General features: G+C 50.5%; 22 protein-coding genes, 1 pseudogene and 2 other annotated features. Of the genes and pseudogenes, 12 read left to right on the top strand and 11 right to left on the bottom strand.

The window, feature by feature from the left end; translation table 11 throughout:
- The 7 genes and pseudogenes from DW817_RS10780 to ilvD form a co-directional block, all read right to left on the bottom strand.
- The coding region (locus DW817_RS10780) for a helix-turn-helix domain-containing protein (RefSeq protein ID WP_305781822.1) at positions 1-158 on the bottom strand (158 nt) is incomplete at its 3' end.
- Positions 159-756: 598 nt separating this feature from the next.
- Positions 757-1257, bottom strand: coding sequence for an acetolactate synthase small subunit (gene ilvN, locus DW817_RS02670; RefSeq protein ID WP_021737072.1), 501 nt, complete (start codon positions 1255-1257; stop codon positions 757-759).
- Positions 1254-2972 carry a biosynthetic-type acetolactate synthase large subunit gene (gene ilvB, locus DW817_RS02665; protein ID WP_120110884.1) on the bottom strand — a complete coding sequence of 573 codons (1719 nt, stop codon included), beginning with the start codon at positions 2970-2972 and terminating at the stop codon, positions 1254-1256. The genes ilvN and ilvB overlap by 4 nt, the downstream gene beginning before the upstream one ends.
- 33 nt (positions 2973-3005) lie before the next feature.
- The gene (gene ilvC, locus DW817_RS02660; protein ID WP_021737070.1) at positions 3006-4019 is read right to left on the bottom strand and encodes a ketol-acid reductoisomerase; all 1014 of its coding nucleotides are present in this window, start codon (positions 4017-4019) and stop codon (positions 3006-3008) included.
- A 90-nt stretch (positions 4020-4109) separates the two neighbouring features.
- Positions 4110-4355 (bottom strand) — a binding site (T-box leader).
- Positions 4356-4480: 125 nt separating this feature from the next.
- Complete coding sequence (locus DW817_RS02655; protein ID WP_120110880.1) at positions 4481-5728, bottom strand: ATP-binding protein; 1248 nt, start codon at positions 5726-5728, stop codon at positions 4481-4483.
- A gap of 56 nt (positions 5729-5784) precedes the next feature.
- Positions 5785-6791 (bottom strand): annotated as a pseudogene (locus tag DW817_RS11005) (bile acid:sodium symporter family protein).
- A 19-nt stretch (positions 6792-6810) separates the two neighbouring features.
- Positions 6811-8463: a dihydroxy-acid dehydratase gene (gene ilvD, locus DW817_RS02645; protein WP_120110877.1), complete on the bottom strand. Its 1653-nt coding sequence runs from the start codon at positions 8461-8463 to the stop codon at positions 6811-6813.
- 68 nt (positions 8464-8531) lie between these two features.
- Positions 8532-8761, bottom strand: a binding site (T-box leader).
- 293 nt (positions 8762-9054) lie between these two features.
- On the opposite strand from ilvD, the gene DW817_RS02640 reads away from it, so the two are divergent.
- Both DW817_RS02640 and DW817_RS02635 read left to right on the top strand, forming a co-directional pair.
- Positions 9055-10242, top strand: coding sequence for a hypothetical protein (locus DW817_RS02640; protein ID WP_014128027.1), 1188 nt, complete (start codon positions 9055-9057; stop codon positions 10240-10242).
- A gap of 24 nt (positions 10243-10266) precedes the next feature.
- Positions 10267-11367 (top strand): M20/M25/M40 family metallo-hydrolase, encoded by a 1101-nt coding sequence (locus DW817_RS02635; protein WP_009016363.1) that lies wholly within the window; start codon positions 10267-10269, stop codon positions 11365-11367.
- A gap of 38 nt (positions 11368-11405) precedes the next feature.
- On the opposite strand, the gene DW817_RS02630 is transcribed toward DW817_RS02635, so the two are convergent.
- Positions 11406-12758: a PLP-dependent aminotransferase family protein gene (locus DW817_RS02630; protein ID WP_009015702.1), complete on the bottom strand. Its 1353-nt coding sequence runs from the start codon at positions 12756-12758 to the stop codon at positions 11406-11408.
- A gap of 176 nt (positions 12759-12934) precedes the next feature.
- Between DW817_RS02630 and DW817_RS02625 the strand changes: the two genes are divergently transcribed.
- Both DW817_RS02625 and DW817_RS10590 read left to right on the top strand, forming a co-directional pair.
- The gene (locus DW817_RS02625; protein ID WP_120110874.1) at positions 12935-13498 is read left to right on the top strand and encodes a hypothetical protein; all 564 of its coding nucleotides are present in this window, start codon (positions 12935-12937) and stop codon (positions 13496-13498) included.
- 498 nt (positions 13499-13996) lie between these two features.
- Entirely contained in the window at positions 13997-14143 is a 147-nt protein-coding gene (locus DW817_RS10590) for a hypothetical protein (protein WP_165851866.1), read from the top strand.
- Between the two features lie 215 nt (positions 14144-14358).
- Here the strand turns inward: DW817_RS10590 and DW817_RS02620 are convergent, their stop codons facing one another.
- Positions 14359-15285 (bottom strand): metal ABC transporter substrate-binding protein, encoded by a 927-nt coding sequence (locus DW817_RS02620; RefSeq protein ID WP_021737004.1) that lies wholly within the window; start codon positions 15283-15285, stop codon positions 14359-14361.
- A 186-nt stretch (positions 15286-15471) separates the two neighbouring features.
- Here DW817_RS02620 and DW817_RS02615 point away from each other — a divergent pair, with 186 nt between their 5' ends.
- The 4 genes from DW817_RS02615 to DW817_RS02600 are packed head-to-tail and all read left to right on the top strand — an operon-like array spanning position 15472 to position 17974.
- Positions 15472-16143 (top strand): metal ABC transporter ATP-binding protein, encoded by a 672-nt coding sequence (locus DW817_RS02615; RefSeq protein WP_009015705.1) that lies wholly within the window; start codon positions 15472-15474, stop codon positions 16141-16143.
- Entirely contained in the window at positions 16136-16951 is an 816-nt protein-coding gene (locus tag DW817_RS02610) for a metal ABC transporter permease (protein ID WP_009015706.1), read from the top strand. The genes DW817_RS02615 and DW817_RS02610 overlap by 8 nt, the downstream gene beginning before the upstream one ends.
- The gene (locus DW817_RS02605) at positions 16948-17400 is read left to right on the top strand and encodes a Fur family transcriptional regulator (protein ID WP_009015707.1); all 453 of its coding nucleotides are present in this window, start codon (positions 16948-16950) and stop codon (positions 17398-17400) included. Before DW817_RS02610 ends, DW817_RS02605 begins: the two co-directional genes overlap by 4 nt.
- The gene (locus DW817_RS02600; RefSeq protein WP_009015708.1) at positions 17390-17974 is read left to right on the top strand and encodes a nitroreductase family protein; all 585 of its coding nucleotides are present in this window, start codon (positions 17390-17392) and stop codon (positions 17972-17974) included. The genes DW817_RS02605 and DW817_RS02600 overlap by 11 nt, the downstream gene beginning before the upstream one ends.
- Before the next feature lie 111 nt (positions 17975-18085).
- Here the strand turns inward: DW817_RS02600 and DW817_RS02595 are convergent, their stop codons facing one another.
- A complete protein-coding gene (locus DW817_RS02595; protein WP_035224476.1) occupies positions 18086-18955 on the bottom strand; it encodes a LysR family transcriptional regulator in 870 nt (289 codons plus the stop codon).
- 228 nt (positions 18956-19183) lie between these two features.
- On the opposite strand from DW817_RS02595, the gene DW817_RS02590 reads away from it, so the two are divergent.
- Complete coding sequence (locus tag DW817_RS02590; RefSeq protein WP_009015710.1) at positions 19184-20506, top strand: CitMHS family transporter; 1323 nt, start codon at positions 19184-19186, stop codon at positions 20504-20506.
- A 236-nt stretch (positions 20507-20742) separates the two neighbouring features.
- Here the strand turns inward: DW817_RS02590 and DW817_RS02585 are convergent, their stop codons facing one another.
- Entirely contained in the window at positions 20743-21138 is a 396-nt protein-coding gene (locus DW817_RS02585) for a hypothetical protein (RefSeq protein ID WP_021736996.1), read from the bottom strand.
- 227 nt (positions 21139-21365) lie between these two features.
- On the opposite strand from DW817_RS02585, the gene DW817_RS02580 reads away from it, so the two are divergent.
- Genes DW817_RS02580 through DW817_RS02570 form a run of 3 tightly spaced genes read left to right on the top strand, consistent with a single transcriptional unit; the run spans position 21366 to position 22729 of the window.
- Entirely contained in the window at positions 21366-21677 is a 312-nt protein-coding gene (locus tag DW817_RS02580) for a LysO family transporter (protein ID WP_009015712.1), read from the top strand.
- Entirely contained in the window at positions 21674-22297 is a 624-nt protein-coding gene (locus DW817_RS02575; RefSeq protein ID WP_120110870.1) for a lysine exporter LysO family protein, read from the top strand. Before DW817_RS02580 ends, DW817_RS02575 begins: the two co-directional genes overlap by 4 nt.
- Before the next feature lie 12 nt (positions 22298-22309).
- Positions 22310-22729 carry a hypothetical protein gene (locus DW817_RS02570; protein ID WP_009015714.1) on the top strand — a complete coding sequence of 140 codons (420 nt, stop codon included), beginning with the start codon at positions 22310-22312 and terminating at the stop codon, positions 22727-22729.
- The last annotated feature ends 237 nt before the right edge of the window (positions 22730-22966 follow it).

The following is a 22966-nucleotide window of genomic DNA, read 5'->3' as shown; positions in this document are numbered from 1 at the left end:
GCATTTCCTTTACATTCATCGATGGAAAGCACGCGGGGAAGGTGACTGGGACGAGGAATATGGACTTCATTAAAGACGCGAATGACCTGGCTGGTGCTGACATGGCATCGTCTGGCCGCTTCTTGGAAAGAAAGGTGTTGACGCAGCTCCTGGAGCATGACTTGTTGAAGCGAGGAAGAGGTTTGGAAATACGGAGAGGCAAAGGGGCTCTTCTCGTTAACTGTGTGACCACAGCTGCATATATAGCGTCTCTGGCGATACGGGAGATGCAACTCTTGATGAGAAGTGGGGAATGTTTGATGAGGCGCGTATAGCAGCCCTTTATGCGTCTTGTAGTGGCCTTACAATGAGGGCAGATGTGTTCTTGAGGCGGCAGCTGAACCGCTAAAACCAAGGCTGATACCGTTTCCTTTAAATTTTGAATCCAGTCCTCTTTAATTCCTGTTAATTTTTCAATATAATCTAGAGAAAGCATATGTATTCAACTCACTTTCTTTATTGTTTGATCACTTTAATTGTAAGGGATTTGAGTGCATATGCCTTTTTTTTATTGAAAAAAAGTAGGCGCTGAGAGGACACGCACCCAGGCGGTCACGTTAGCGCCCCAAAATAAATTATAGAACTGTTTTTTATATGACGGTAGGAGCAATACCTTTATTGGGTATAAAGATTTCTGCTGCCGGTTGGGAAAATAAGGGACTAAAAAATAGCTGAGAAGAAATGAGATTTACAATTCTTCTCAGCTATTTTTTGCGCTTAACAGTTCTTTAAGGGAACAAGTCCTCTTGAAAGGGAAATCTGCCCGGTACGGGCAATTTCCAGGATCTCATATTGGCAGAGCATAATCAAGGTGGCTTCCACATGATCTTCTCGGCCTGTAATGCGAAAGACCAGGGATTCCGGCTGGACGTCAACAATCTTGGCATGAAAGAGTTCTGCCAGGTTGGAAAGTTCGCAGCGAATGGTTGGCGTGGGGCACTTAACCTTTACCATGGCCAGCTCGTAACTCACATAAGGGGCTTCATCAAGGTTAACGACTTTGATGACATCGATGAGTTTTGCCAGCTGGTTGATGGCCTGGTCCAGTTCGGCCTTATTTTCCACGGTGACGACGATGTTGATGCGTGTCACGTCCGGCTCTTCCGTATAGCCAGCATTGATGCACTCAATGTTGATGGCGCGGCGGCTGATGAGGCCGGCAACATGGGTCAAGACACCGGGTTTATTGTCGCAGAGGATGGCTAAATGCTGTCTCATTGAGGAGCACCTTCTTTCCATTCTGGATCGGTAAGGATCATTTCGTCAAGGCGCCTGCCGCCGGGAACCATGGGGTAGACTTTTTGTTCCGACGGAATGATCACCTTAAGCAGGGCGGGACCCGGTGTTTCAAAAAGCTGGTCCAGCCCCTGTTTAAGGTCGTCAGGGGAAGCGGCTGTAAAACTTGGTACATCCATGGCGCGGGCGACCTTTGCCATATCAGGAAAATCATTGATGACGGATGCCGCCTGTCTTCCGCCGTAGAAGAGGCGCTGCCACTGGTTGACCATACCCAGGACCCCGTTTTGGAGAACAATGACTTTGACTTCGACCGCATAGCGATGAAGGGTGGAAAATTCCTGGCAGTTCATGAGAATGCTGCCATCTCCCGTAAAGAGGACAACCTTGCATTTGGGGCAGCCTACCTTGGCTCCCAGAGCTGCCGGAAGGCCATACCCCATGGTTCCCAAACCGCCGGAAGTAATGAAGCGGCGGGGGGCTGCAAGAGGAAAGAACTGGGCGGCCCACATCTGGTGCTGCCCCACATCGGTTACGATGACTGTATCCTCATCGGTATAGGTTTTGGCAGCGTTAAAGAGTGCTTCTGGTGTAATGACGCCTTTTTGGGGCACTGAGGCAAAGGGATGCTGTCTTTTGTTGAGAAGTACCTTCTCGCGCCAGGATCCATATTGGGCTTGGAGGGACTTTTCGTCAAGGGCTTTCATCTTTTTGATAAAAAGGGGAAGGGACCAGCGCAAGTCTCCATTGACGCTGATATCGGCATGGACAATCTTGTTGATTTCGACTTTATCGATATCGAAATGAACAATCTTGGCGTTGGGGGCAAAGTTTTCCACGTCACCAGTGACGCGGTCATCAAAGCGTGCCCCGAAGCTAAGGAGCAGGTCACAGTCGGTAATGCCCATGTTGGACGCATAGGATCCGTGCATACCGGCCAGACCCAGTTGGAGGTCCCAACTGTCGGGGATGGCCCCTTTGCCCATGAGGGTTGTGACGACAGGAACACCAAGGGATTTTACAAGCGTACGAAGCAAGGACGCCGTTTCACTGAGAATCAGGCCGCCCCCCGTGAGGATGAGGGGCTTCCTAGCTTCTTTGAGGGCTTCGACGGCTTCATCGATGTCTTTTTCGTCGCCCTTGATGCTGCCCTTATAGCCGCGGAGGCGGACCGAATCAGGGTAGGAGAAGTCAAGCTCGGCATCAAAGACATCTTTGGCAATATCGACAAGGACCGGACCGGGCCGTCCCGTGGAAGCAATGTAAAAAGCTTCCTTGATGACACGGGGCAGTTCCTTGACGTTTTTTACAAGATAGTTGTGTTTGGTAATGGGGGTCGTAATACCCGAAATATCCGCTTCCTGAAAGGAGTCACGGCCGATGAGGGTGGTGGCGACCTGACCGCTGATGACAACCAGGGGAATGGAATCCATGGCCGCTGTAGCAATGCCTGTTACCATATTGCAGACACCTGGTCCGGAGGTGGCAAAGGCAACTCCGGTATGTCCCGTTGCCCGGGCGTAGCCGTCTGCCGCATGGACAGCTCCCTGTTCATGACCGGTAAGGACATGGGTAATGTCCGATTGATCCAGTTCGTTATAGAGCGTTAGGACAGAACCGCCGGGGTAGCCGAAGACCACCTGAACCTGTTCTTTTTTGAGGCACTCAATGAGGGCCCGTGCACCAATCATCTTCATGATGGTCTCCTTTTCTCTCCCGTTGGGGGCTTATCAGTCTTTTTGGTCGTTGTCGTGGAGCCAAGGCATCATATCGCGCAGTTTGGCACCAACTGTCTCCAAAGGATGCTGGGCGGCCTGTCTGCGCAGAGCCAGGAAGTGGGCCCTGCCGCCAGCTTTATTTTCAAGGAGCCAGTCCTTGGCGAAGGTCCCATCTTGGATATCGGAAAGGACTTCCTTCATGGCTTTTTTGGTGGCTTCTTTCGGGACAACCCGTTTACCGCTTGTATAGTCACCATATTCTGCCGTATCACTGATGGATTTTCTCATCTTGGCCATGCCGCCTTCATACATGAGATCCACAATCAGCTTCATCTCATGGAACGTTTCAAAATAGGCAATTTCCGGCTGATAGCCAGCTTCGCATAAAGTTTCGAAGCCGTTGGTGATGAGCTGGCAGATACCGCCGCACAAAACGGCCTGTTCCCCAAAAAGGTCCGTTTCCGTTTCTTCTTGGAAGGTCGTCTGGATGACACCGGCTCTGGTTCCCCCAATACCGCGGGCATAGGCCAGGGCAAGATCGAAACACTTTCCTGTCGCGTCCTGTTCAACGGCAAAGACATCGGGGACACCACCGCCTTCGACAAAGGTTCGGCGAACAAGGTGACCTGGGCCCTTGGGGGCGACCATGAAGACATCTACGTCAGCAGGGGGCACAATTTGTTTGAAATGGATATTGAATCCATGGGCAAAGGCAAGGGCGCTGCCTTTTTTGAGGTTCGGACCGATTTCGTCCTTATAGACATCGGCCTGTTTTTCATCAGGGATGAGGACCATGGTGACGTCCGCTTCAGCAACCGCTTCACTGACCGTCTTGACGGAAAGACCCGCTTTTCGGGCAGCTTCTGCGGAATGGCTGCCCTTATAAAGCCCTACGACAACATCTACACCGCTTTCCTTGAGATTCAGGGCATGGGCGTGTCCTTGGCTGCCATAGCCGATGATGGCGACTTTCTTTCTTTTCAGTACTTCCCAATTGACATCTTGATCATAAAATACCTTTGCCATGTTCTTTACCTCTTTCTCTTCCTTGCAGGGGGGTTGATACGTTTGGTCGGCATCGATGCCGTTTTTGCTAAAATAAAAAGATCCGTCCCTTTAAGGGACGGATCCAAAAGTCCGCGTTACCACCCTGATTCCTGGCCTCTTACGAGATCCAGACGCTCTCAAACGTACCAACATACGCGTTTCCTATAACGGGGAACGGCCGTCAGCACTTACCGCCAAAGCTTCAGCACTTCTCTTCAGGGAGGATTTTCACAAGCGGTCCCAACACCGGCTCGCACCAACCGCCGGCTCTCTGGAGCGGTCACGCCCGTTACTCTTTCCCATCGTTAGATTTTTTGCTATGGACTTGTTAAAAAGTATGAATGCATTGTAGCGAAAAAATGGCAATGCGTCAACAAAAAAATCCATCTTTCTTCTAAATGTACCATAAAATACATTAAAGTGTAACCTTAGAAACAGGATTAAATAGATTTGTCCTTTTTGAGAAAACACTGCCCTACATACCATGTCACAAACTGATGGGCAATCCGTCCATTGCGCCCAGAATGTTCCATTTCCCAGCGCACGGCTTCGACTCGGAGTTCTTCTCGGGAAAGCGCAATCCCTTTCTTGGACAGTTCATGGGCAATGATATCAAGGTATTCTTCTTGGGACAGCTTGCCATAATGAAGGATGAGTCCAAAACGGTCTGAAAGGGAGATGGACTCGTTCGTGTGGTCGTCGCGGTAGACATCATCTGCATCATCCTTTCGGTCCTTCCAGGTTTCTTTGATGAGATGGCGGCGGTTGCTTGTCACATAAAGTAGGACGTTTTCCGGCTGGGACGTGACGCTGCCGTCAATGGCTGATTTGAGGATCTTGTATTCCTGTTCTCCCTCGTCAAAGGATAGGTCATCCAAAAAAAGCACAAAACGATAGTGCTTTTCTTGGCCGAGGAGGGATAGAAGACGGGGCAGGTGGTCCAGTTGGGTTCGCCCCATTTGGACAAGGCGCAGACTTTTTTCTCCAAAGCGGGAAACCATGGCTTTGACCAGGGTGGATTTTCCCGTTCCCCGGGCCCCGGTGAGCAGCACATTGTTACCTTTCTTTCCTGCTGCAAAAACGGCCGTATTGTCAAGGATGGCTGTTTTTTGCGCCTCGTAGCCCAAAAGGTCCCTATCGTCGTAATGGGGAAAATCGGAAATACCGACAAGGAGGCCGTCTTCATCAAGGCGAAAGGCGTCAAATTCAGAAAAAAGACCGGATCCATAGCTTTCGTAGTGGGACAAAGCGATTGTTGCCCCTTCGTCCGGGTCCTTGGCCGATAAGAGGGCCTGCAGAAGGGCCATTTCCCCTTTACGGGCATGGTGTATCGTGGGCTCGTAATGAGCTAGGAGCGGGGACAGGGAAAGGTCACACGGGTCCAGGAAAAGATAGGGCCAGAGAATCGATAGGTCATGCTGGAGGGCCTTTTTGAGAGAGGGTCCTGTCTGCTGCCCTTTTTCCAGAAAGCGGGACAGGGGAAGGCTGGCGCCTCCCAAAAGGTGGACGAGATAAGTGGCCGGAAGGCGGCCCCAAAGCCCTAAGGTCTCGGCTTTTTCCACAAGCTGGGCACTTAAGGAAGGGGCTGCCTTACCGCTTTGAGCAGCTTTGGAAAGCGCTGCTATGATAGGATCTGTCAAAAGACCGTGAAAGGCCAGGAGTGCTTCCAGGGGTGGTAGGTTCAGCATGGGATTCCTCCTTTATTATGAAAAAAGGAGCTGCCTAAGGCAGCTCCTTGTGGGGATCAGGCTTTTGCAGGAGCTGATTCCAAGACAGTCTGTTCTTTTTCGTAATCCGGGTCAAAGCGGGGATTGAGGACGTTGAGATAGAGATAGGCCAAGACGGCACCGGAAATATTGTGCCAAGCAGAAAAGACAGCACCAGGCACAGTAGCTGTCGGCATGGCGGCAAAATGGGCTTTGGCAAGCCCCACGGCAAGTCCGGAATTCTGCATGCCCACTTCGATGGAAAGGGCCACTGCTTTTTTCCAAGGAAGTCCGACCAGTCTTGCCACAGCAAAGCCCAAGGCATAGCCCAGGCAGTTGTGCAGGATGACAACGAGGAAGATGACGCCTACATTGGCTAGGATGGCCGCTTTACTGGCTCCGATGACACCGCCGATGATTAGGCTGATGGCAAGGGCAGAGACAGCCGGTGTATAGTCCGTTGCCGCACGGGCAAGTCTCGGCAGGAAGGTCCGGAGGGCCACGCCAAGGCAGATGGGAAGAATGACGATCTGGAGGATACTCAAAAACATGCCCACAGGATCAAAGGCAATCTTTTCCCCAATATGAGGAGATAGGTGATAAAAGGCGTCAGAATCGGTGACAGGACGGTCGATACGCTCGTCATGGTGACCGATAGGGCCAGATCCCCTTTGCTCATGAAGGTAATGACGTTGCTCGATGTGCCGCCTGGGCAGGTGCCGACCAGAACGACACCGACTGTAAGGGCCGGACTCAGGTCAAAGGCGCGGGAGAGCAGATAGGCAAGGAAAGGCATAATAAAAAACTGCGCCACAGCGCCCAAGAGGACGTCTTTTGGCCGCTTGAAGACGAGGACAAAATCCTTAAGGGACAGGGTGGTCCCCATCCCAAACATAACAACACCAAGGAGCAGGCTCAGGACAGAGACACTGCCCACTTTGCCGAGGACCCAGCGGAAAAGGCCGGGATCCATAAAGCCTAGGACAAGGAACGCAACGGCAAGGAGGCCGAAATATTTTCCAATCAAGGCACAAAAGTTTTTCATAGGTAAGACTTCCTTTCGATTATTTCAGGACAGCGCCCGTATTGGCGCTTGTAACAAGGCGGGCATAGCGGGATAGGTAACCCGTCTTGACTTTTGGTTCCGGTCTTTTCCAAGCGGCTTTTCTTCTTGCAAGTTCCGCCTCATCAACCAGCAGCTCGAGTCGGCGATTCGGAACGTCGACGAGGATCCTGTCCCCATCTTTGACAAGGGCGATGGGACCGCCTTCCATGGCTTCCGGGGAAATGTGGCCGACGCAGGCACCGCGGCTGGCTCCGGAGAAGCGGCCGTCCGTCAGGAGAGCAACCTTGAGCCCCATACCTGTAATGACGGCTGTGGGGTTGAGCATTTCCCGCATACCCGGGCCGCCCTTCGGGCCTTCGTAGCGAATGACGACGACATGACCTTCCTTGATTTCACCGCCCGTAATGGCCTTGATGGCTGCTTCTTCCGAATCGTAGCATTTGGCTGTTCCTTCATAAGTCAGAAGCTCTTTTTCCACAGCGCTTTCCTTGATGACGCTGCCCAAAGGCGCAAGGTTTCCTTTGAGGATGGCAATACCGCCCTTATTCATGTAGGCGTTGTCAATGTCATGGATGACTTCATGGTTTTCGACGAAAGCATGGGCCAGACGGTCCTTTAGGGGACCTGTCACGGTGAGGCAGTCCGTATGGATGAGGCCAATTTTTGTCAGTTCCTTCATGACCGCGGAAATGCCGCCTGCTTCGTCAAGGTCCTGCATATGGTAGGAACCGCCAGGGCTCATCTTCGTGATATAGCGGGCCTTGCGGCTGATTTCATCAAAAAGGTCAAGGGATAGATCGACGCCTGCTTCGTGAGCGATGGCCGGCAAGTGGAGAACCGTATTGGTTGAGCCGCCAATGGCCATGTCAACGGCAATGGCATTTTCAAAGGCTTCAAGGGTCATGATGTCGCGGGGAAGGACATTTTTCTTTACAAGATCCATGACTGCCCAGCCGGCTTTTTTTGCCAGCATGCGGCGGCGTCCGGAATAAGCGGCCGGAATGGTACCGTTACCTGCTAGCCCCATGCCCAATACTTCGGTCAGGCTGTTCATGGTATTTGCTGTAAATAAGCCGGCGCAGGAGCCGTAGCTCGGGCAGGCTCGGAATTCCATGGCTTCCATTTCATCGGCCGATAGTTCGCCGGCTTCAAATTTTCCGGCTGCTTCAAACATGGTGCTGACACTGATGTCGCGCCCTTTCCAGCGGCCGGCAAGCATGGGGCCGCCGCTGACGACGACAGTGGGGATGTTGAGCCGTCCGGCTGCCATGAGCATGCCCGGCACGATTTTGTCGCAGTTGGGAATCATGACCAGTCCGTCAAAGGCATGACCATTCGCTACAGCTTCGATGGAATCGGCAATGAGTTCGCGGCTCGCGAGAGGATATTTCATGCCGTCATGGCCCATGGCAATGCCGTCACAGATGGCGATGGCAGGAAATTCAACGGGCATGCCGCCTGCTTCGGCCACACCCATCTTCACAGCATCGGCAATTTCCCGCAGGTGCATATGGCCGGGTACGATTTCGTTGAAGGAATTGACAACGCCAATCATGGGACGCTGCAGTTCTTCATTGGTGTAGCCCATGGCATGGAACAGGCTGCGGTGGGCAGAACGTTGGGATCCTTTTTTTGTGATATCACTTCTCATGATACAGACCTCTCTTTCATAACAATTGGAGTGCAGGGAAATCAGGGTATAAAAAAACGCCCCTCATCATGAGGGACGAAATGATTCGCGGTACCACCCTTATTCCCATCCGGATGAATGGGCACTCAACGTACTGACATACGCGTTTCCACTAACGGGGATCAATCGTCAGGACTTACTGGATTCAGTCCTGCTCCTCAGGGAGGATCTTCGTCTGCGGCCAGATTCCGGCTTTCACCAAGCGCCGGCTCTCTGTAATCTGGTGGAACAGAGTACTTGTTCCCGTCATTGGATTTGTAACCTATTTGAGTTGACATGTGAAATTCTATCCATCTATTGTGGACTTGTCAAGCTATTTTTTAAGAAAAGGACCGCATTGTTTTAAATTGTCAGGATTGAAACAGAAACGAATCGACAAAGGGGAAGATAAAGGGATGAGACCTGTTTTTTTTGAGAATAAAAAACAAAAAGTCAGCTTTCCATTGACAAATATAAACAATATAGATAAAATAACTAACTATATTTAAAATCCTTGTATATGTTATGGAAACAATCCTGTTGTATGTCTACTGGAAGTAGGGGGAATGGCTGATGGAAATGTGGACTTCGCTTTTGATTGTCCTTGCTGTCTTTGCCTTGGGCGATGTGATTTCGATCCTTACGAAGGCGCGGATTTCGTCCTTGTTTGTCATTATGATGACCTTCCTGATCCTTTTCCTGACCCATACGATTCCTCCGGATATCGTCAAACGGGCCGGTCTGGGGACCTTGGGCCCCATTGCCATTGGCATGCTCCTTGTTAATATGGGATCCAGTGTGGATGTGAGGATGCTCAAAAGGGAGTGGCGCAGCGTAGCAGGAAGCATCATTTCCATGATCATTGCTGTCGTGAGCTGTTTGGCCATGATTCCCCTTATTGGTCGGGAAAATGCCCTTGCCTCGGCGCCCGTCATCAATGGCGGCGTGATTGCGACCAATACGATGGTAGCGGCCGCCCTTGAAAAGGGTTTGCCCTTGACCGCGGCTTTGGCCGCTTTTCTATATGCTACACAGAAATTTGTCGGTACCTTGCCGGCTTCCTATTTTGGCCTTCGAGCCGCGCGGCGTTATTTGGCTGATTTTCGCCGTGCCAAAAAAGATGACCCCACCTTTGTGTTTGCTTCCCAAAGGGCAGAAAACAATCCGCGGCGCCAAACCTTTGCTGAGCGGCATGGACGGCACTATACCGCCTATATTTGCCTTTTCATTGGAGCCTTGTGCAGCTATGTCGGTTTTTGGGGCGGTGTCTTTACCCATAAATGGGTGGGCCTGACCATTTGGTGTATGCTCTTTGGCATTGGCCTTCGGGCCTTGGGCCTTGTGCCGCCCAATTTCATGAAGAATCATGGGGCGTCGACGGGATTTTTCATGTTTGGGGTCCTTACCGTCATTGTGCCTTCCCTTGCCAAAGTGGATCTGTCCATGCTGCCCCAACTGGGATTTTTCGTGGCCTGTGTCTTTGCGCTCACGCTTTTGGGGATTGTCGTCATATTCAAGGTTCTTCCCGTATGGAAGATTGTTGGGGATAGGGACCTTGCCATCGGTATTGCTATGTGCCAGATGATTGGCTATCCTGGAACGCAGCTCATCAGTGACGAAATTGCAAAGACCGTAGGCGAGACCGATGAGGAAGTGGATTATCTTTCAACCCGCATCGGGACGGCTTATGTCATTTCAGGCTTTACATCGGTCACGATTTTTTCCATCATCGTTGCCAGTATCATGGCTCACCTCCTATAATGGGGAGAGAAAGGAGAAGCGCTAGTGAAACCCATACTTGAAGAGTTTAGGGAACTTGTAGGCATTGACTGTGCGTCCGGAAAGGAACGGATGCTGGCTGATGTTCTAAAAAGGAAACTGGAAGCCTTGGGCTTTACCGTAAGGGAAGACGAGGCAGGCCGCACGTTTGGCGGCGATACGGGAAACCTCATTGCCATCCTTCCTGGAACGAGGAAGGGATCCGTCCTGTTTTGCAGCCATATGGACCGGGTCAAGAACGGCCATGGCATCAAGGTTAGGGAAAAGGACGGCGTGCTGTATTCTGGAGGTGATACGATTCTCGCTGCCGACGATGTGAGCGGCATCTGTGCTATCCTGGACGGTGTACGTCGTACCCTTTCTTCAGGGAATCCCCATCCGCGCATTGAAATTGCCTTCACCGTCGGTGAAGAAGCCGGCCTTTTTGGCGGTAAGGCCTTGGATCTTTCGGTTTTTCAGAGCTCCTGCTGCTTTGTCCTGGACAGTCCCGGTCTTTTGGGGCGGCTCGTCAATGGGGCCCCCGGTCATGTCCGTTTTGCCATCCACGTCAAAGGAAAACCGGCCCATGCCGGTAATGAGCCGGAAAATGGCATCAATGCGGCCCATATTCTCTGTCACATTTTGGATACCCTGCCCGATGGGCGCGTGAATGAAGAACTGGTGGCTAATTTCCCCATACTGGGAACGGGCAATGAGTCAACCAATGTAGTCTGTGCCGACGCCTGGGCAAAGGGGGAAGCAAGGAGCCGGAATCTTGAAGAACTTTCCCGGTACGCTGAATTTGTCAAGACCCATGCTGAAGACTGCGCTAAAAAGACGGGGGCTCTTGTAAGTGTGGAAAAAGAACTTCTTTATGAACCCTTCCTCATTGAGGAAACGGCGCCCATCCTTCAAAAGGCCAAAAAAGCCCTGAGGCGCCTCGGCCTTACAGCCCGTGTCGAGGCTGGCGGGGGCGGCATGGATGCCAATATCTTTAATGCCAAGGGCCTCACTAGTCTTGGCATTGCTACAGGCTACAGCAAGAACCACACCTTGGAGGAAAATCTTGATGAGCTAAGCTTTATCAAGAGCGGCCGCCTTGTGGAACTTCTTATTGAAGACAGTTAAAAAATCCCTGGCACGCAGTTTCGTGTGCCAGGGATTTTTTAACTGTCTTCAAGGGCTTTTTTTAGGGCTTCAATACCGGGAGCAATGTCTTCTTTGGCAATTCCTGCAAAAGATAGGAGAAATTCCGGTTTTTTGCTGTCTGTGGAAGATGTAATGGGGGTGATTTTGATGCTGTGCTGGCTTGCTTTTTCAGCAAGTGCTTGGGCGCTCATTTCATAGGAAAGGGCGATATGAAGGTCAAGGCCTGATTCAAGGCTGAGGAATGTAACTCTTTTGCCAAAGATGCGCTGTAGGGTGTCTTGGAGAAGGACGCTTTTTTCCCGATAGCGATTGCGCAGTTTTTTTACGTGTCGCGTTAAGTGGCCTTCCTCAATATAGGATGCAAGGGCCAGTTGCTCTACTGTGGACGAAGTCTGGTTGTAAAAAGGGGCTATTTTTTGAAAGCGGGGAAGAAAGCTTTCCGGCAGGACCAAATAGCTGATACGCAGGCTTGGCAGCATGGTTCGGGAAAAGGATCCGACATAGATGATGCGCTCACGATTGCCAAAACTGTGTAGGGCTGGGACCGGATGATGGAGATAGCGGAATTCCCCATTGTAATCATCTTCAAGGAGATAGACCCGTTCAAATTGTGTTGCGACAATGAGGTTGCTTCGTTCCTTTTCCGAAAGGGCCCGCCCTTTGTAGGGGTTTGTGGGACTGACAACGAGCAGTTCCGGCCATGATTTGGAGGGAACAGCGGGGTCATAGCGATCCGTGGTCCATCCCATGAGGTGAAACATCCATTCAGCTTGGGGAAAGCCGGGAGCTTCGAAACTGACTCGTTTTTCCTCGACAGGAAGCAGAGGGATGAGTATGGACAGAAGGGACTGGAGACCGGCGCCGACAAGGATCTGTTCCGGGCGGCAGACAACTCCCCTTGATTGGTAGCTGTAGCGGGCAAGGACTTCCCGGAGACGAGGTTCCCCTTGGGGATCGCCGTAACCTGAGAGCGTATCAGGACTGTGCAGGACACGGCTGATGGCGCGGCGCCAGAGCACGGTGTCAAAAGTGGTCGTGTCAATGTAATGGTTGGCAAAATTAAAGGAAGGACGGTGGAAAGACTCCTCCTGCAAGGGGGGCATTTCCACTGGTACTGCCGGTTTGGTGAGGGTAATGCGGAAGCCGCGGCTTGGCAGGTTCTGTACATATCCTTGATCGATGAGGATCTCATAGGCTGCTTCCACGGTTGTGCGGCTCACTTTGAGGTCTTTTGTGAGTTTGCGGATGGAAGGCAGCATGTCTCCGCCCTGCAGATGATCTTCCTGAATCTCATCCCGAAAGTAACGGGCCAGTTGTTTATAGAGGGGCTGTCCATCTTTTTTTGCCTTAAAATTAAAGGTTGTTGTCATGGTGTGACCTTCTTAGTTGAAATATCTCCCCTATTTTATCATATTTTGGGCTTTTTGCAGCCATCCCAGAATCGATTTTTTTGGAAAGAAGGATTGAGAAAAGCCGAAAGAGTCGATATAATGAAAAGATAAAATGGCTTTATTACAGGAAAAGCGTTTGTGGGAAGGGGAACCAGATGCGTAAATTTTTGGCGCTTAGCGCCTTCTTACTCTTATTGGCGGCGGGCTTTCTCCCTCAAGGGGAAGCGGCTCAGTTCTTTGCCCAGCATTATACCTTTACGGCAGAAGGCCAGTTGCAGCCCCCGCTTTCCGTAGAATTTGTCAAAGGGGATGTGCGGCCCATCAGTGCTGTCCTTGCTGGTCTTCATGATGGGGCAAAGGTCATGACCCTTGCTTATCATGAACATGGACAGATTGCCCTCTATTCTTTCCAAAAAGGGACCCAATACGTTCTTTATCGGCTTCGCTTCCGAGAGAACCAGGAGGATCTGTTGATCTTGTCCTATGGACCGCGGGGTGCGGGAAAGACGGAACTGAGGGACCTTTCCGTCATCGGTGCCGACGTGCTGGGGAACGTACGGCCGCTTCCCATTGCTGGGTTCCAGCCAGTGGCAGTCTTTAACAGCCCCCTCCAGATCCGGAAAGATGAAGCCATCCTCTTTCTTGACCGGGCCCCAAAGGTCTTGTCCCTAAAATGGGATGCACAGGCTGAGCAGTACGTGGTAAGCGGGATCCTTTGATCTAGTTTTGATCTGTCAGTGGTCAGCAATAACATCATATGATGAAGGAAGGACCAGGAAAATTCCTTGATTTTCCTGGTCCTTGTTTGTACGCCCGGCATGGGCGCATTCTTAAGGGTGAAAGTCCCTAGACTGCCTTAGTCGGGGGAAAGTCATAGCCGAACACCAAAGGAGACATCGTGAGGTGGAATCTGAAGGAAGGGGCAGGCAAATTTCTGACCTGACAAAGAGAATCCGCATAAGGCCAATTTGAGATGGATAAGGTCGCCAAACAGATTAAAGTCCCATAGCGATTTGGAATCCCAAAGGGTAGATGCGGCAGGTGAAGGGAGAAAAAGAGTGCGTTCTTACCCGGGGAGGCCTCACGAACATGGCTGGATCCATGAAGTTGGCGGCCATGGCCCAAACAAGATTTAGCGTGAGGAGTCAGCTGAGACCATAGTACTGGATGGTCTATAGCCCGTCTAGGAAGAACCGAATTTTAGGAGATGTCAGTTAATGAAGGGAGTCAAGTGGGGAACTAAAAGCAGAAAACTTCATAGAGAAGGTTGCCCGCAAAAAGCAGCTGCCAAGCAGCAAGGATATGCGGGAACGCCTATCCCTGTAAGGACTGCCGAACACAACGACATCATTGCAAACTTGTGAGCGGACAGTCTGTTGGGGCAAATCCTGACGCGGGACAACCTGAATGCCGCATACCACGGAGTAAAAGAAATAGCCCGTCATGGTTACATAACCATGACGGGCTATTACAAGCACGTTTATGAAAACTAGGAAACCGCCGTGTACCGAACGGTAACGGTACGCGCGGTGGTGTGAGAGGTGGGGGTTCCACTTGGAAATCCCTTTTACTCAATCGGTCAGCGCAGGCTTTCCTCGATATGGGCGAGGTTTTCCTTCATTCGTTCCAGATAGCCCTTTCCGTTCTCGCTGGTTTCCATGGTGTAGATGGGAACCGTTTTGGCCCCAATTTCCCGGGCTAGGGTTTCCGAGGTCTTGGGACTGACCTCAGATTCCGTAAAGATGGTCTTGATGCCTCGGGCTCGGCAGTAATCCAGGAGACGGGCCATCTGTTTGGCACTTGGTTCTCCTTCGGCAAAGACGGATTCGATACTGTCCATATGGAGCCCAAAATCCCGGCAAAGGTAACCAAAGGCCGCATGGCCGGCAACAAAATCCTTGTGGCCAATCTTTTCAAAACGCGGCTGGTATTCCTGATAAAGGGATTGAAGCTGTTTCTTGTAGGAAGCGGCATTTTTTTTGTAGGTTTCTTTATGGACCGGATCGGCTTGGGATAGGGCATCGGCGATGTTTTGGACTTCAATTTGGGCGGCCGTCAGGCTGAGCCATGCGTGGGGATCATAGGGCCCGTGATGGTGATGCTCCTTTTCCTCAGCGCCGTGATTGTCCTCATCTTCCTCTTCCAGGGGAATGGGGGTGACGCCTTTAGAGGCCTCGACAACGATCAAATTGGGATTTCCTGATGTTTCCGCGATTTTCTGGGCCCACGGTTCCATTCCCAGACCATGGACGATGAGGAGTTTGGCATTGTGCAGGGTCTTCATCTGATCGGCTGTAGGGGAAAACCCATGGGGCTCTGTGCCTTCGGGAATCAAGGAAACGACGTGGATGGCGTCGCCGCCCACTGCCTGCGTAAATTCCTTCATCGCATTGAAACTGACAACCACTGTGAGTTTTTCATCCGCTTTTTTTTCGGTGGGCGCACCGCCGCATCCTGAGGCCAGAAGACCGAGAATGAGAAAGGCTGCAAGAATAAATTTTTTCATGGTACCTCCTTCAATTTGTTGCAAATCATTTGCAATAACGAATTCATTGTACCATGGTCGGATTCGTTCGTCAATAGTTGCAAATGCCTTGCATTTCTATGGGCATCCTTCTATAATAGGAAGACAATAAATGGGTTTCTTGGTGCTGATTGTTTTCCAAGACGCTTTTTGAGAAAGGATTGAGCCATGCTTTCATTATCCCATATTGATTTTGCTTATGAAAAGGGACCCCTTCTCCTTCAGGATTTATGCATGGAAGTCCATGATGGGGACTATGTAGCGGTCGTAGGTGAAAATGGCAGCGGCAAGAGTACGCTCATTAAAATCATGCTGGGCCTCCTGCGTCCTCTTCACGGGACCCTCACTTCCACATTCCGTCAGGCGGCCTATGTCCCGCAGCCCACTGATCTTATCAATAAGCAGTTTCCCATGACCGTGGCTGAACTGCTCCATTTTCAGGCCCGGCTCCTTAAGCTCAAGGATGTTGAGGCAGAACAGCGGGCGTTGGCACAAGTTGGCATGGGCGAATTTCGCAATCATTTGATTGGTGCCCTTTCCGGCGGGCAGTTCCAGCGTGTCCTTGTGGCCCGGGCCCTTCTTGGCAACCCGGACTTCATCATCTTGGATGAACCATCGACGGGCATGGACTTGCGGTCCCAAGAGGCCCTATATCCCCTGATTTCGGAGCTTCATGAAAAAAAGGGGGTTACCATGATTACAGTGGAACATAATCTTCGTTATGCCGCCCACTATGCATCGACCTTCTTCCATATGGTGAGAGGCCGGGGCCATTTCTGTACGCCCGAGGAGTATCTTGCTGAATATGTAGCAGATAATGGAGGTGGTTCCCATGTTTGAATATACCTTCATGCAGAATGCGTTCATTGTGAGCCTATTGATCTCCCTGCTTTGTCCGCTCATTGGTATTTTTCTTGTCCTGCGCCGCTATTCCATGATTGGGGATGCGTTGAGCCATGCTTCCCTTGCAGGGGTAGCCATGGGCCTTCTTTTAAAATCCACACCCATCATGGGAGCCTTCTGGATGACCTCATTTTTTGGCCTTTTGATTGAAGCCCTGCGGGAACGGTTCCGCCGCTATGCAGAGCTGACTCTCGTCATTGTCATGTCTTTTTCTGTGGGGCTTGCCATTACCCTTGTGAGTTCAGGTCTTGTCAAGGCGAATATCGATTCCTTCCTTTTTGGCAGCATCCTCACCGTTGGACGTGAGGAAGTTTATCTTGTGGGGGCTTTGACCTTTGTTTCTGTTCTCGCTGTATGGGGGCTTTATCCCCAGCTTGTCATGCTGTCCTTTGATGAAGATGGTGCCCGCATTTCCGGTGTGCCAAGGCGAGCCATCAATTATGTTTTTTCCCTGCTTGTGGCGGCCACCATTTCTGTTTCCATCCGCATCGTCGGTATCCTTGTCATCAGCTCCCTCATTGCCCTTCCCGTGGCAACCGCCCTGCAGCTGAGGCAAGGCTTCAACCGGACGCTGCTGCTTTCGGTTCTTTTTAGTTTTATCGATATCATGGGCGGTCTAGTGATTTCCTATGAACTGGGGGCAGCTCCCGGTGGAATTACGGCCATACTTTCTGTGATTTTGCTGGTTGCTGTGCTCATCTATCAGGAAATCCAGGACCATCTTCAAGGAGGTGAACGGCGGTGAATGAATCCCTCAAGGCAGAAGACATTATCCGTCAATATGGCCTGAAATTGACCCAGCCCCGTCTTAAGGTCCTGCGTCTTCTTCTTAGCCGACAGGAAGTCCTGACGGCCGATGAAATCTATGAAGCTCTGGTAAAGGAAGGGACAAGCCTCAACTTTTCCACCGTATATCGGACGTTGGAGACTTTTACGGATGAAAAGATTACGGAAAAGGTCCAGATGCCCCAATCGCGGAAGGCCGGGTTTCTCCTTTTTACGATGAGCCATACCCACAACCTGATTTGTTTGGGGTGCCATAAGGTCATTCATATCCATGGCTGCCCGCTTCATGACTTTAGTGAAGACCTTGCCAAAAAGACGGATTTTGATATCGTGGGCCATGACCTGACGCTTTATGGATATTGCACGAACTGCCAAAAAAAGAAAGGTCGTGTTCATCATGACGCGTAAAGAGCAAGAAACCCTTTTTGAAAAATGCCGGACCTATCGGCGCTTTTTGCAGAAACCGCTTCCCGAAGGACTTCTTTCCTATTTGGTGGGAATTGCCCATAAAAGGAGCTGCGGCCGGAATGGACAGGTGCTGTCCTTTTATGCAGCGGTTTCTTCAAAGGCCCTTGCCGCTCTTTTGCCCCATCTTCATTGGGCTGCGGCCCTGCCTAAGGAAATCGGTACGCCTCAAAAAGAGGAGGAACCGGTGGCCCTCATTTTTTTGGTACGCCCCAAGGACGCTTCCCCCATCAGCTTGATCGATGCAGGCATTGCTGTTGATTCTATGGCGTACTGTGCTATGTGTGAAGGCGTCGGGTCGGCAATCCTCGCTGCCCTTGATCGGGCAGCTATCCAGGGGATTCTGGGCCTTGAAAAGGATCAGGAGGTCTTTCTTTGTCTTGCCCTTGGCTATCCAGCCCACAAGAGCACCGTGGTCCCTGTACCGGAAAGCGGAACCCTTGATTATTATGTGGATGAAAAAAGGAATTATTTTGTTCCCAAAAAGAACCTGTCCGATGTCATGACGGTTCTTTAGAAGGTTGGAAGCAAAAAAGCTGTCTCATTCATCGGATTTTTCGATGGATAGGGACAGCCTTTCTGTATTTGTCGTTAAATACAGAATTTTTTATAATAATGGTGCCAAAGTTTACTCTTTGATGCCGAATTTTTGGTTCATGAAATCAACAAAGAGCTTGCTGCTTTCAACTAGCTGGTAATTTTTTCGGTAATACATCCACGTGTCACGCAGGAGAGGCGTTCCCCGCTGTGTGGTCAGTGCTGTCATGGACAGCTCCGGCATTTCCTGACCGCAGCTTTTGGACAGGATGGTGACTCCTAGGCCTTGACGGACCATCTTGAGACATGTATCCATGGCATCTGTTTCAATGGTGATGCGGGGCGGCTCTTTGTAATGCGCGTACCACCAATCGTCCATGACCAGCTGCAGGGCTGGATCGGTGATATAATGGACAAAGGGCAGGTGGGGCAGTTTCTTGAGATCAATGGGATCCCTGCTGAAGACACAGAGGGGATCACGGAGCAGCCTTTTTTTGTGCTCTGACCAATTGTGTTCGCCGCGAATGATGCAGACATGGAATCTGCCCTCGAGAAAATCCTTGTAACGGTTCGTACTAAAGCCGCTTTTGAGGGAAATGTCGATGGCAGGGTACTTTTTCTTGAACTCGCTCAAAAGGCTTGGCATGTGGTACTTGGCAAATACGTTGGAGCAGGCGATGGAAAGGGAACCAAAGGCTTTTCCCACGGGTTTTGCAAGGGCGCTGCGGATTTTTTGATAGCGTTCATCCGCTTCGTTGACGTATTGGACCAGCATCTCCCCCTGACTGGTAAAAATGATCCCTCGGGGCTGGCGGATGAAAAGCTGGCAGCCGAATTCTGCTTCGAGCCGTTTTAACCGGTCACTGATGGCGGGCTGGGAAATAAAGAGTTTTTTTGCCGTATGGGTAATGTTCTGTTCCTCATAAAGGGTCTTGATAAGAAGGAAATCCTTATCATCCATGAGGGTCCACCTCCTAAGGTAGTAGATTTCATTTTCCTTTATGGAAAACCGTGTCGAAATATAGGGAAAGCTAATTTCATTATATAGCGGACCTTTCAAAAAATAAATACAGATCCTTCGTAAAAAGATAAGGAAGCCTTGCTTCTTATCAGATACAGCGAGCTGCCGTCCGTGGCTCTGCATCAGGAAGCAAGGAAGTGCTTCCTCAAAGAGAAAGGAGAATGAATTATGCTGTTAGGTTTGGTTGGGTTTGCGATGATTTTTCTCGTCGTCTACCTTCTCATTTCAGGGAAGGTCAGTCCTATGGTCATCTTTGTAGCTGTGCCTTTTGTGGCAGCCCTCATCTGTGGCTTTACGCCAGCTCAGATTTTTGAATTCATGAAGAAAGGGGTTACGACGACCATGAGTACGGCCGTCCTTTTCCTCTTTTCCATCGTTTACTTCAGCATCATGAATGATGTGGGGCTGTTTGATCCTTTGGTGAATTTTCTTGTCAAACGAGCAGGAAACAACATCGTCCTTGTGACCATGGCAACGGGCATCATTGCTACGGTTGCCCATTTGGACGGAACCACGGCAGGAACCATGCTTATTACGGTTCCCGCTGTCCTGCCCATCTACAAAAAGCTTCATATCCGTCCAGTTGTGATTTGCTGCATCATTGCCGCCGCTATCAGTATCATGAACCTTGTCCCTTGGGGAGGACCGACCGCTCGTACAGCCATCGTGACAGGGCGCGACGTGAACGCCATTTGGCAGGAACTGCTGCCGCTACAAGGTCTTGGCATTATCCTGATTCTTGCTTTTTCTGCTTACCTGGGCATGCTTGAAAAGGCGCGCGGCGCCGGCATCAACCCGACGGGCAAAGCGGCTGAACTTACAGAAGATCTTAATTCCGATGATGGCGGCCACGGAGAGACGGACAGCATGAAGCGCCCCGAACTTGTCTGGATCAATGCCCTTGTTACGGTCGGTGTCATCCTGCTTATGTGCCTGACGAAGATTCCTCTTTATGGAGCCTTCATGATTGGCCTTGCCTTTGCCCTTGCCATCAACTTTAAAGGCGCCAAGGCCCAGGCAAAAGCCGTTTCCAACCACGCGGCTGCCGCCCTGTCGACGCCGATGATCCTTTTGACGACAGGGGTCTTTATTGGCGTCCTCAAGAATACGAAGATGATGGATGCCATGGCAAACATGCTCATTGGTATTATGCCTCAGGCCATAGGGTCTCATCTGCCGATTTTCATTGGCGCCTTGTCGGGTCCCATCGGCATGATGCTGGGCACGGACTCTTTCTTCTTTGGGTTCATGCCCCTCGTCTTGGGTGTCGGTGAAAAATTTGCCGCCAGTGCTCATGACATTGCCATGGCCATGCTCATTGGCAAGGATTTTACCATCCTTGTCACGCCCCATAACGCGACGACGTTCCTTCTTTGCGGTCTTGCCGGTGTCAGCATCAAAGAACATTTGAAGTTCTGCACGCCTTATCTGTGGATCCTTAGCTGGATCACGCTGGCAGTCGCGGCCCTTATCGGAATCGTTGGCATCTGACCGTGAATCTGTCAAATGCGAAAACTGGATCCGTAATCGTCAGGCAATCTTGAAAAGATGCTAAAAAATCTAGTTGGAAGTACGAGAGATTACGGCTGGTTTATCCGTGACAAATAGACTCTGCTACAAATAGGCCCATCCGGTTCAATTGAATCGGATGGGCCTATTTGTATGGGGCCGATGATTTTACATCCCCTATTTTTCATTTCCTCTGACGCGGCCTGGTTTATTCCCCATCAGATGCGGCCATACAGGGTGGGACGCTTGTCAGATGCGTTATCGTTGGGGCGCTTGTTATCTTTGCTGCGGTTATTTTGCTTGTCTTTCTTATCAAAGCGCTTGCTGTCTTTCTGGTTTTCCTTTTTGGGTGCTTTCTTCTTGTCTTTCAATGTGTCCTTGCGGCGTTCTGCTTCTTTTTTTGGAGCCTTTTTGACCTTTTTATTCGGGGTCTTTTCTTTGGCTTGCGGTGCGCGCCGATCTTCACCCTGCTGCATGGCGGCGGGACGATTGGGATCAAAGGCAGCAGCTTCGGCTGTCTGCGTCATGCCAGCACCCATGGTTACGGCCATGCCCATGACCAAGAGGGCAGCTACATTTTTGGAAACGGTTTTCTTTACTTGCATCATATCCATGATAGGGACCTCCTTATGCGGGGATGACTGTATGACTCCCCTGCTGTGCTACGAGTATAGGTACCTTACATGAAAGTCACATGAAAATTTGGCGTATTTTTTCTTTTTTTCTTCTCAAGGAGAGCGAGGCGCTTCTTTCTTTTCCTTCTTAAATACGATACAATAATAATGAAAAAACAATCAAAACCATTCGGAAATGATACGTCTGAGGGAAAAGGAGTCCAAGCATGCTGGAATTGATGTTTACCCTGGCTTTGGGAATTATTCTGGGGCTTTCGGGCCGCATGACAAGTTCGGTCAGTCACGCCCTTGGCGTGATTACGAAGATCTGCCTTTTTATCATGATTTTTTGCCTGGCTGCCAAGATTGGCTGTGATGAAGCCGTCATCAAGGTCCTGCCCCTCATTGGGCGCAATGCCTTCTTCCTTTGTTTTGGCGGCATAGCAGGTTCTTTCTGTCTCATGGCCCTCGTCGGATGGCTTCATCGGGAAGCTTTTACTCGCCTTCTGTCAGAAGGTGAAAGGAGGCAAAACTCATGATTGGGATCATTTTTTCTGCCCTTTTTCTCGGTTTTTTTACAGGGCGATTTTTCCTTGCGCCGATAGCCAAACCCCTTCTTGATACCATTCTCATGACGGCTCTTGCCGTCATGGTTTTTTGTGCCGGTGCTGATATTGGCAGCAGCCGTCAGATTGTACGCCGCTTTCTTACGGTTAAGACCTTGGGCCTGTCCCTTCTCGTCCTTCTGGCAACGAATGTGGGCAGTCTTGGCGGCGGGTTGATCATGGGGTATCTTATGGGAGTGCCTTTTCGGGATGCCCTGCTCGTGAGTGCTGGCATGGGATGGTACAGCCTGTCTTCCGTCCTGCTCAGTGCCGCTGTGGGTACTGAAACGGGGACGCTAGCCTTTCTTGCCAATGCCCTGCGGGAACTGCTGACCATCCTTGGTATTCCGATTCTTGCCCGTTTCTGCCATTTACCCCTTGTCGTTGTCGGAGGCGCGACGAGCATGGATTCAACGATGCCCATCCTGCTCCAGTGTGCTGGACGCCCGGCGGCGATTTTGGGCTTTGTCAATGGATTCCTTCTTTCTTTGGAGATTCCCCTTCTTTTTGCTTTTCTGCTCTCCCCGACAGTCAGCGCTTTCCTCAATCGATAAGGAGTTTTTCATATGTATGTCATTCCCGCTTTCTTTTTCTTGATGGAATTGATATTTCTTTTTCATTACCGTAAGATCTATTACTATCACCAATGGCTTCCTAATTTATGGCGGAAGCGGACCCAAGGGGTTCGGCTAATCATCCTGTCGAGGGATATCATCCTCTATCTGTTTCTGTCCCTTGTCCGGATGCTGTACCTTCTTTATGCCATTTATATCGTCCTTTTTACCCCTTATTGGCAGCCGGGCTGCATGCTGCTTTTTTTAAGTGCCATGCCCCAGCTTGCCGTGGCCTTTCGCATTGACGGACTTACGGAAAAGGACCGGACGACAGGGCTTGTTTATCCCACCCGCTTATTTCAGGCCGTCATGAGTGGATTCGTTCTTTTTATTCTTGGTCAATTTGCTTTGGGCACGACAGTGTACTTATAAAATGGACAAAAGTCTATAAATTAAGAACAAAATGATGATTATGTAAAGAATGATAAGATGATTTTTTAAAAATACTATTTTTATGTATAAAATATGTTGACAAAAATGTGATGTTGTATATAATAGGTTATATCTTGTTTGGCCGGTCATAGACGAACAAGGGAAAAACTCACGGAGAGCGGTGGAAGACAAGGAATCCGGCCCAGTTTCCCTCAAGGTTGCCAGCAAGGATCAAAC

This window comes from Acidaminococcus sp. AM33-14BH (assembly GCF_003603525.1).
In the GTDB taxonomy this organism is placed as follows: Bacteria; Bacillota; Negativicutes; order Acidaminococcales; family Acidaminococcaceae; genus Acidaminococcus; species Acidaminococcus intestini.
This window is presented reverse-complemented; position numbering and strand designations above follow the sequence as displayed.

What these genes read in the sequence shown, in the direction of transcription:
- ilvN (WP_021737072.1), bottom strand. Translation starts at nt 1,257, where the DNA reads ATGAGACAGCATTTAGCCATCCTCTGCGACAATAAACCCGGTGTCTTG.
- ilvB (WP_120110884.1), bottom strand. Translation starts at nt 2,972, where the DNA reads ATGAAGATGATTGGTGCACGGGCCCTCATTGAGTGCCTCAAAAAAGAA.
- ilvC (WP_021737070.1), bottom strand. Translation starts at nt 4,019, where the DNA reads ATGGCAAAGGTATTTTATGATCAAGATGTCAATTGGGAAGTACTGAAA.
- DW817_RS02655 (WP_120110880.1), bottom strand. Translation starts at nt 5,728, where the DNA reads ATGCTGAACCTACCACCCCTGGAAGCACTCCTGGCCTTTCACGGTCTT.
- ilvD (WP_120110877.1), bottom strand. Translation starts at nt 8,463, where the DNA reads ATGAGAAGTGATATCACAAAAAAAGGATCCCAACGTTCTGCCCACCGC.
- DW817_RS02640 (WP_014128027.1), top strand. Translation starts at nt 9,055, where the DNA reads ATGGAAATGTGGACTTCGCTTTTGATTGTCCTTGCTGTCTTTGCCTTG.
- DW817_RS02630 (WP_009015702.1), bottom strand. Translation starts at nt 12,758, where the DNA reads ATGACAACAACCTTTAATTTTAAGGCAAAAAAAGATGGACAGCCCCTC.
- DW817_RS02625 (WP_120110874.1), top strand. Translation starts at nt 12,935, where the DNA reads ATGCGTAAATTTTTGGCGCTTAGCGCCTTCTTACTCTTATTGGCGGCG.
- DW817_RS10590 (WP_165851866.1), top strand. Translation starts at nt 13,997, where the DNA reads ATGAAGGGAGTCAAGTGGGGAACTAAAAGCAGAAAACTTCATAGAGAA.
- DW817_RS02620 (WP_021737004.1), bottom strand. Translation starts at nt 15,285, where the DNA reads ATGAAAAAATTTATTCTTGCAGCCTTTCTCATTCTCGGTCTTCTGGCC.
- DW817_RS02615 (WP_009015705.1), top strand. Translation starts at nt 15,472, where the DNA reads ATGCTTTCATTATCCCATATTGATTTTGCTTATGAAAAGGGACCCCTT.
- DW817_RS02610 (WP_009015706.1), top strand. Translation starts at nt 16,136, where the DNA reads ATGTTTGAATATACCTTCATGCAGAATGCGTTCATTGTGAGCCTATTG.
- DW817_RS02600 (WP_009015708.1), top strand. Translation starts at nt 17,390, where the DNA reads ATGACGCGTAAAGAGCAAGAAACCCTTTTTGAAAAATGCCGGACCTAT.
- DW817_RS02595 (WP_035224476.1), bottom strand. Translation starts at nt 18,955, where the DNA reads ATGGATGATAAGGATTTCCTTCTTATCAAGACCCTTTATGAGGAACAG.
- DW817_RS02590 (WP_009015710.1), top strand. Translation starts at nt 19,184, where the DNA reads ATGCTGTTAGGTTTGGTTGGGTTTGCGATGATTTTTCTCGTCGTCTAC.
- DW817_RS02585 (WP_021736996.1), bottom strand. Translation starts at nt 21,138, where the DNA reads ATGGATATGATGCAAGTAAAGAAAACCGTTTCCAAAAATGTAGCTGCC.
- DW817_RS02580 (WP_009015712.1), top strand. Translation starts at nt 21,366, where the DNA reads ATGCTGGAATTGATGTTTACCCTGGCTTTGGGAATTATTCTGGGGCTT.
- DW817_RS02575 (WP_120110870.1), top strand. Translation starts at nt 21,674, where the DNA reads ATGATTGGGATCATTTTTTCTGCCCTTTTTCTCGGTTTTTTTACAGGG.
- DW817_RS02570 (WP_009015714.1), top strand. Translation starts at nt 22,310, where the DNA reads ATGTATGTCATTCCCGCTTTCTTTTTCTTGATGGAATTGATATTTCTT.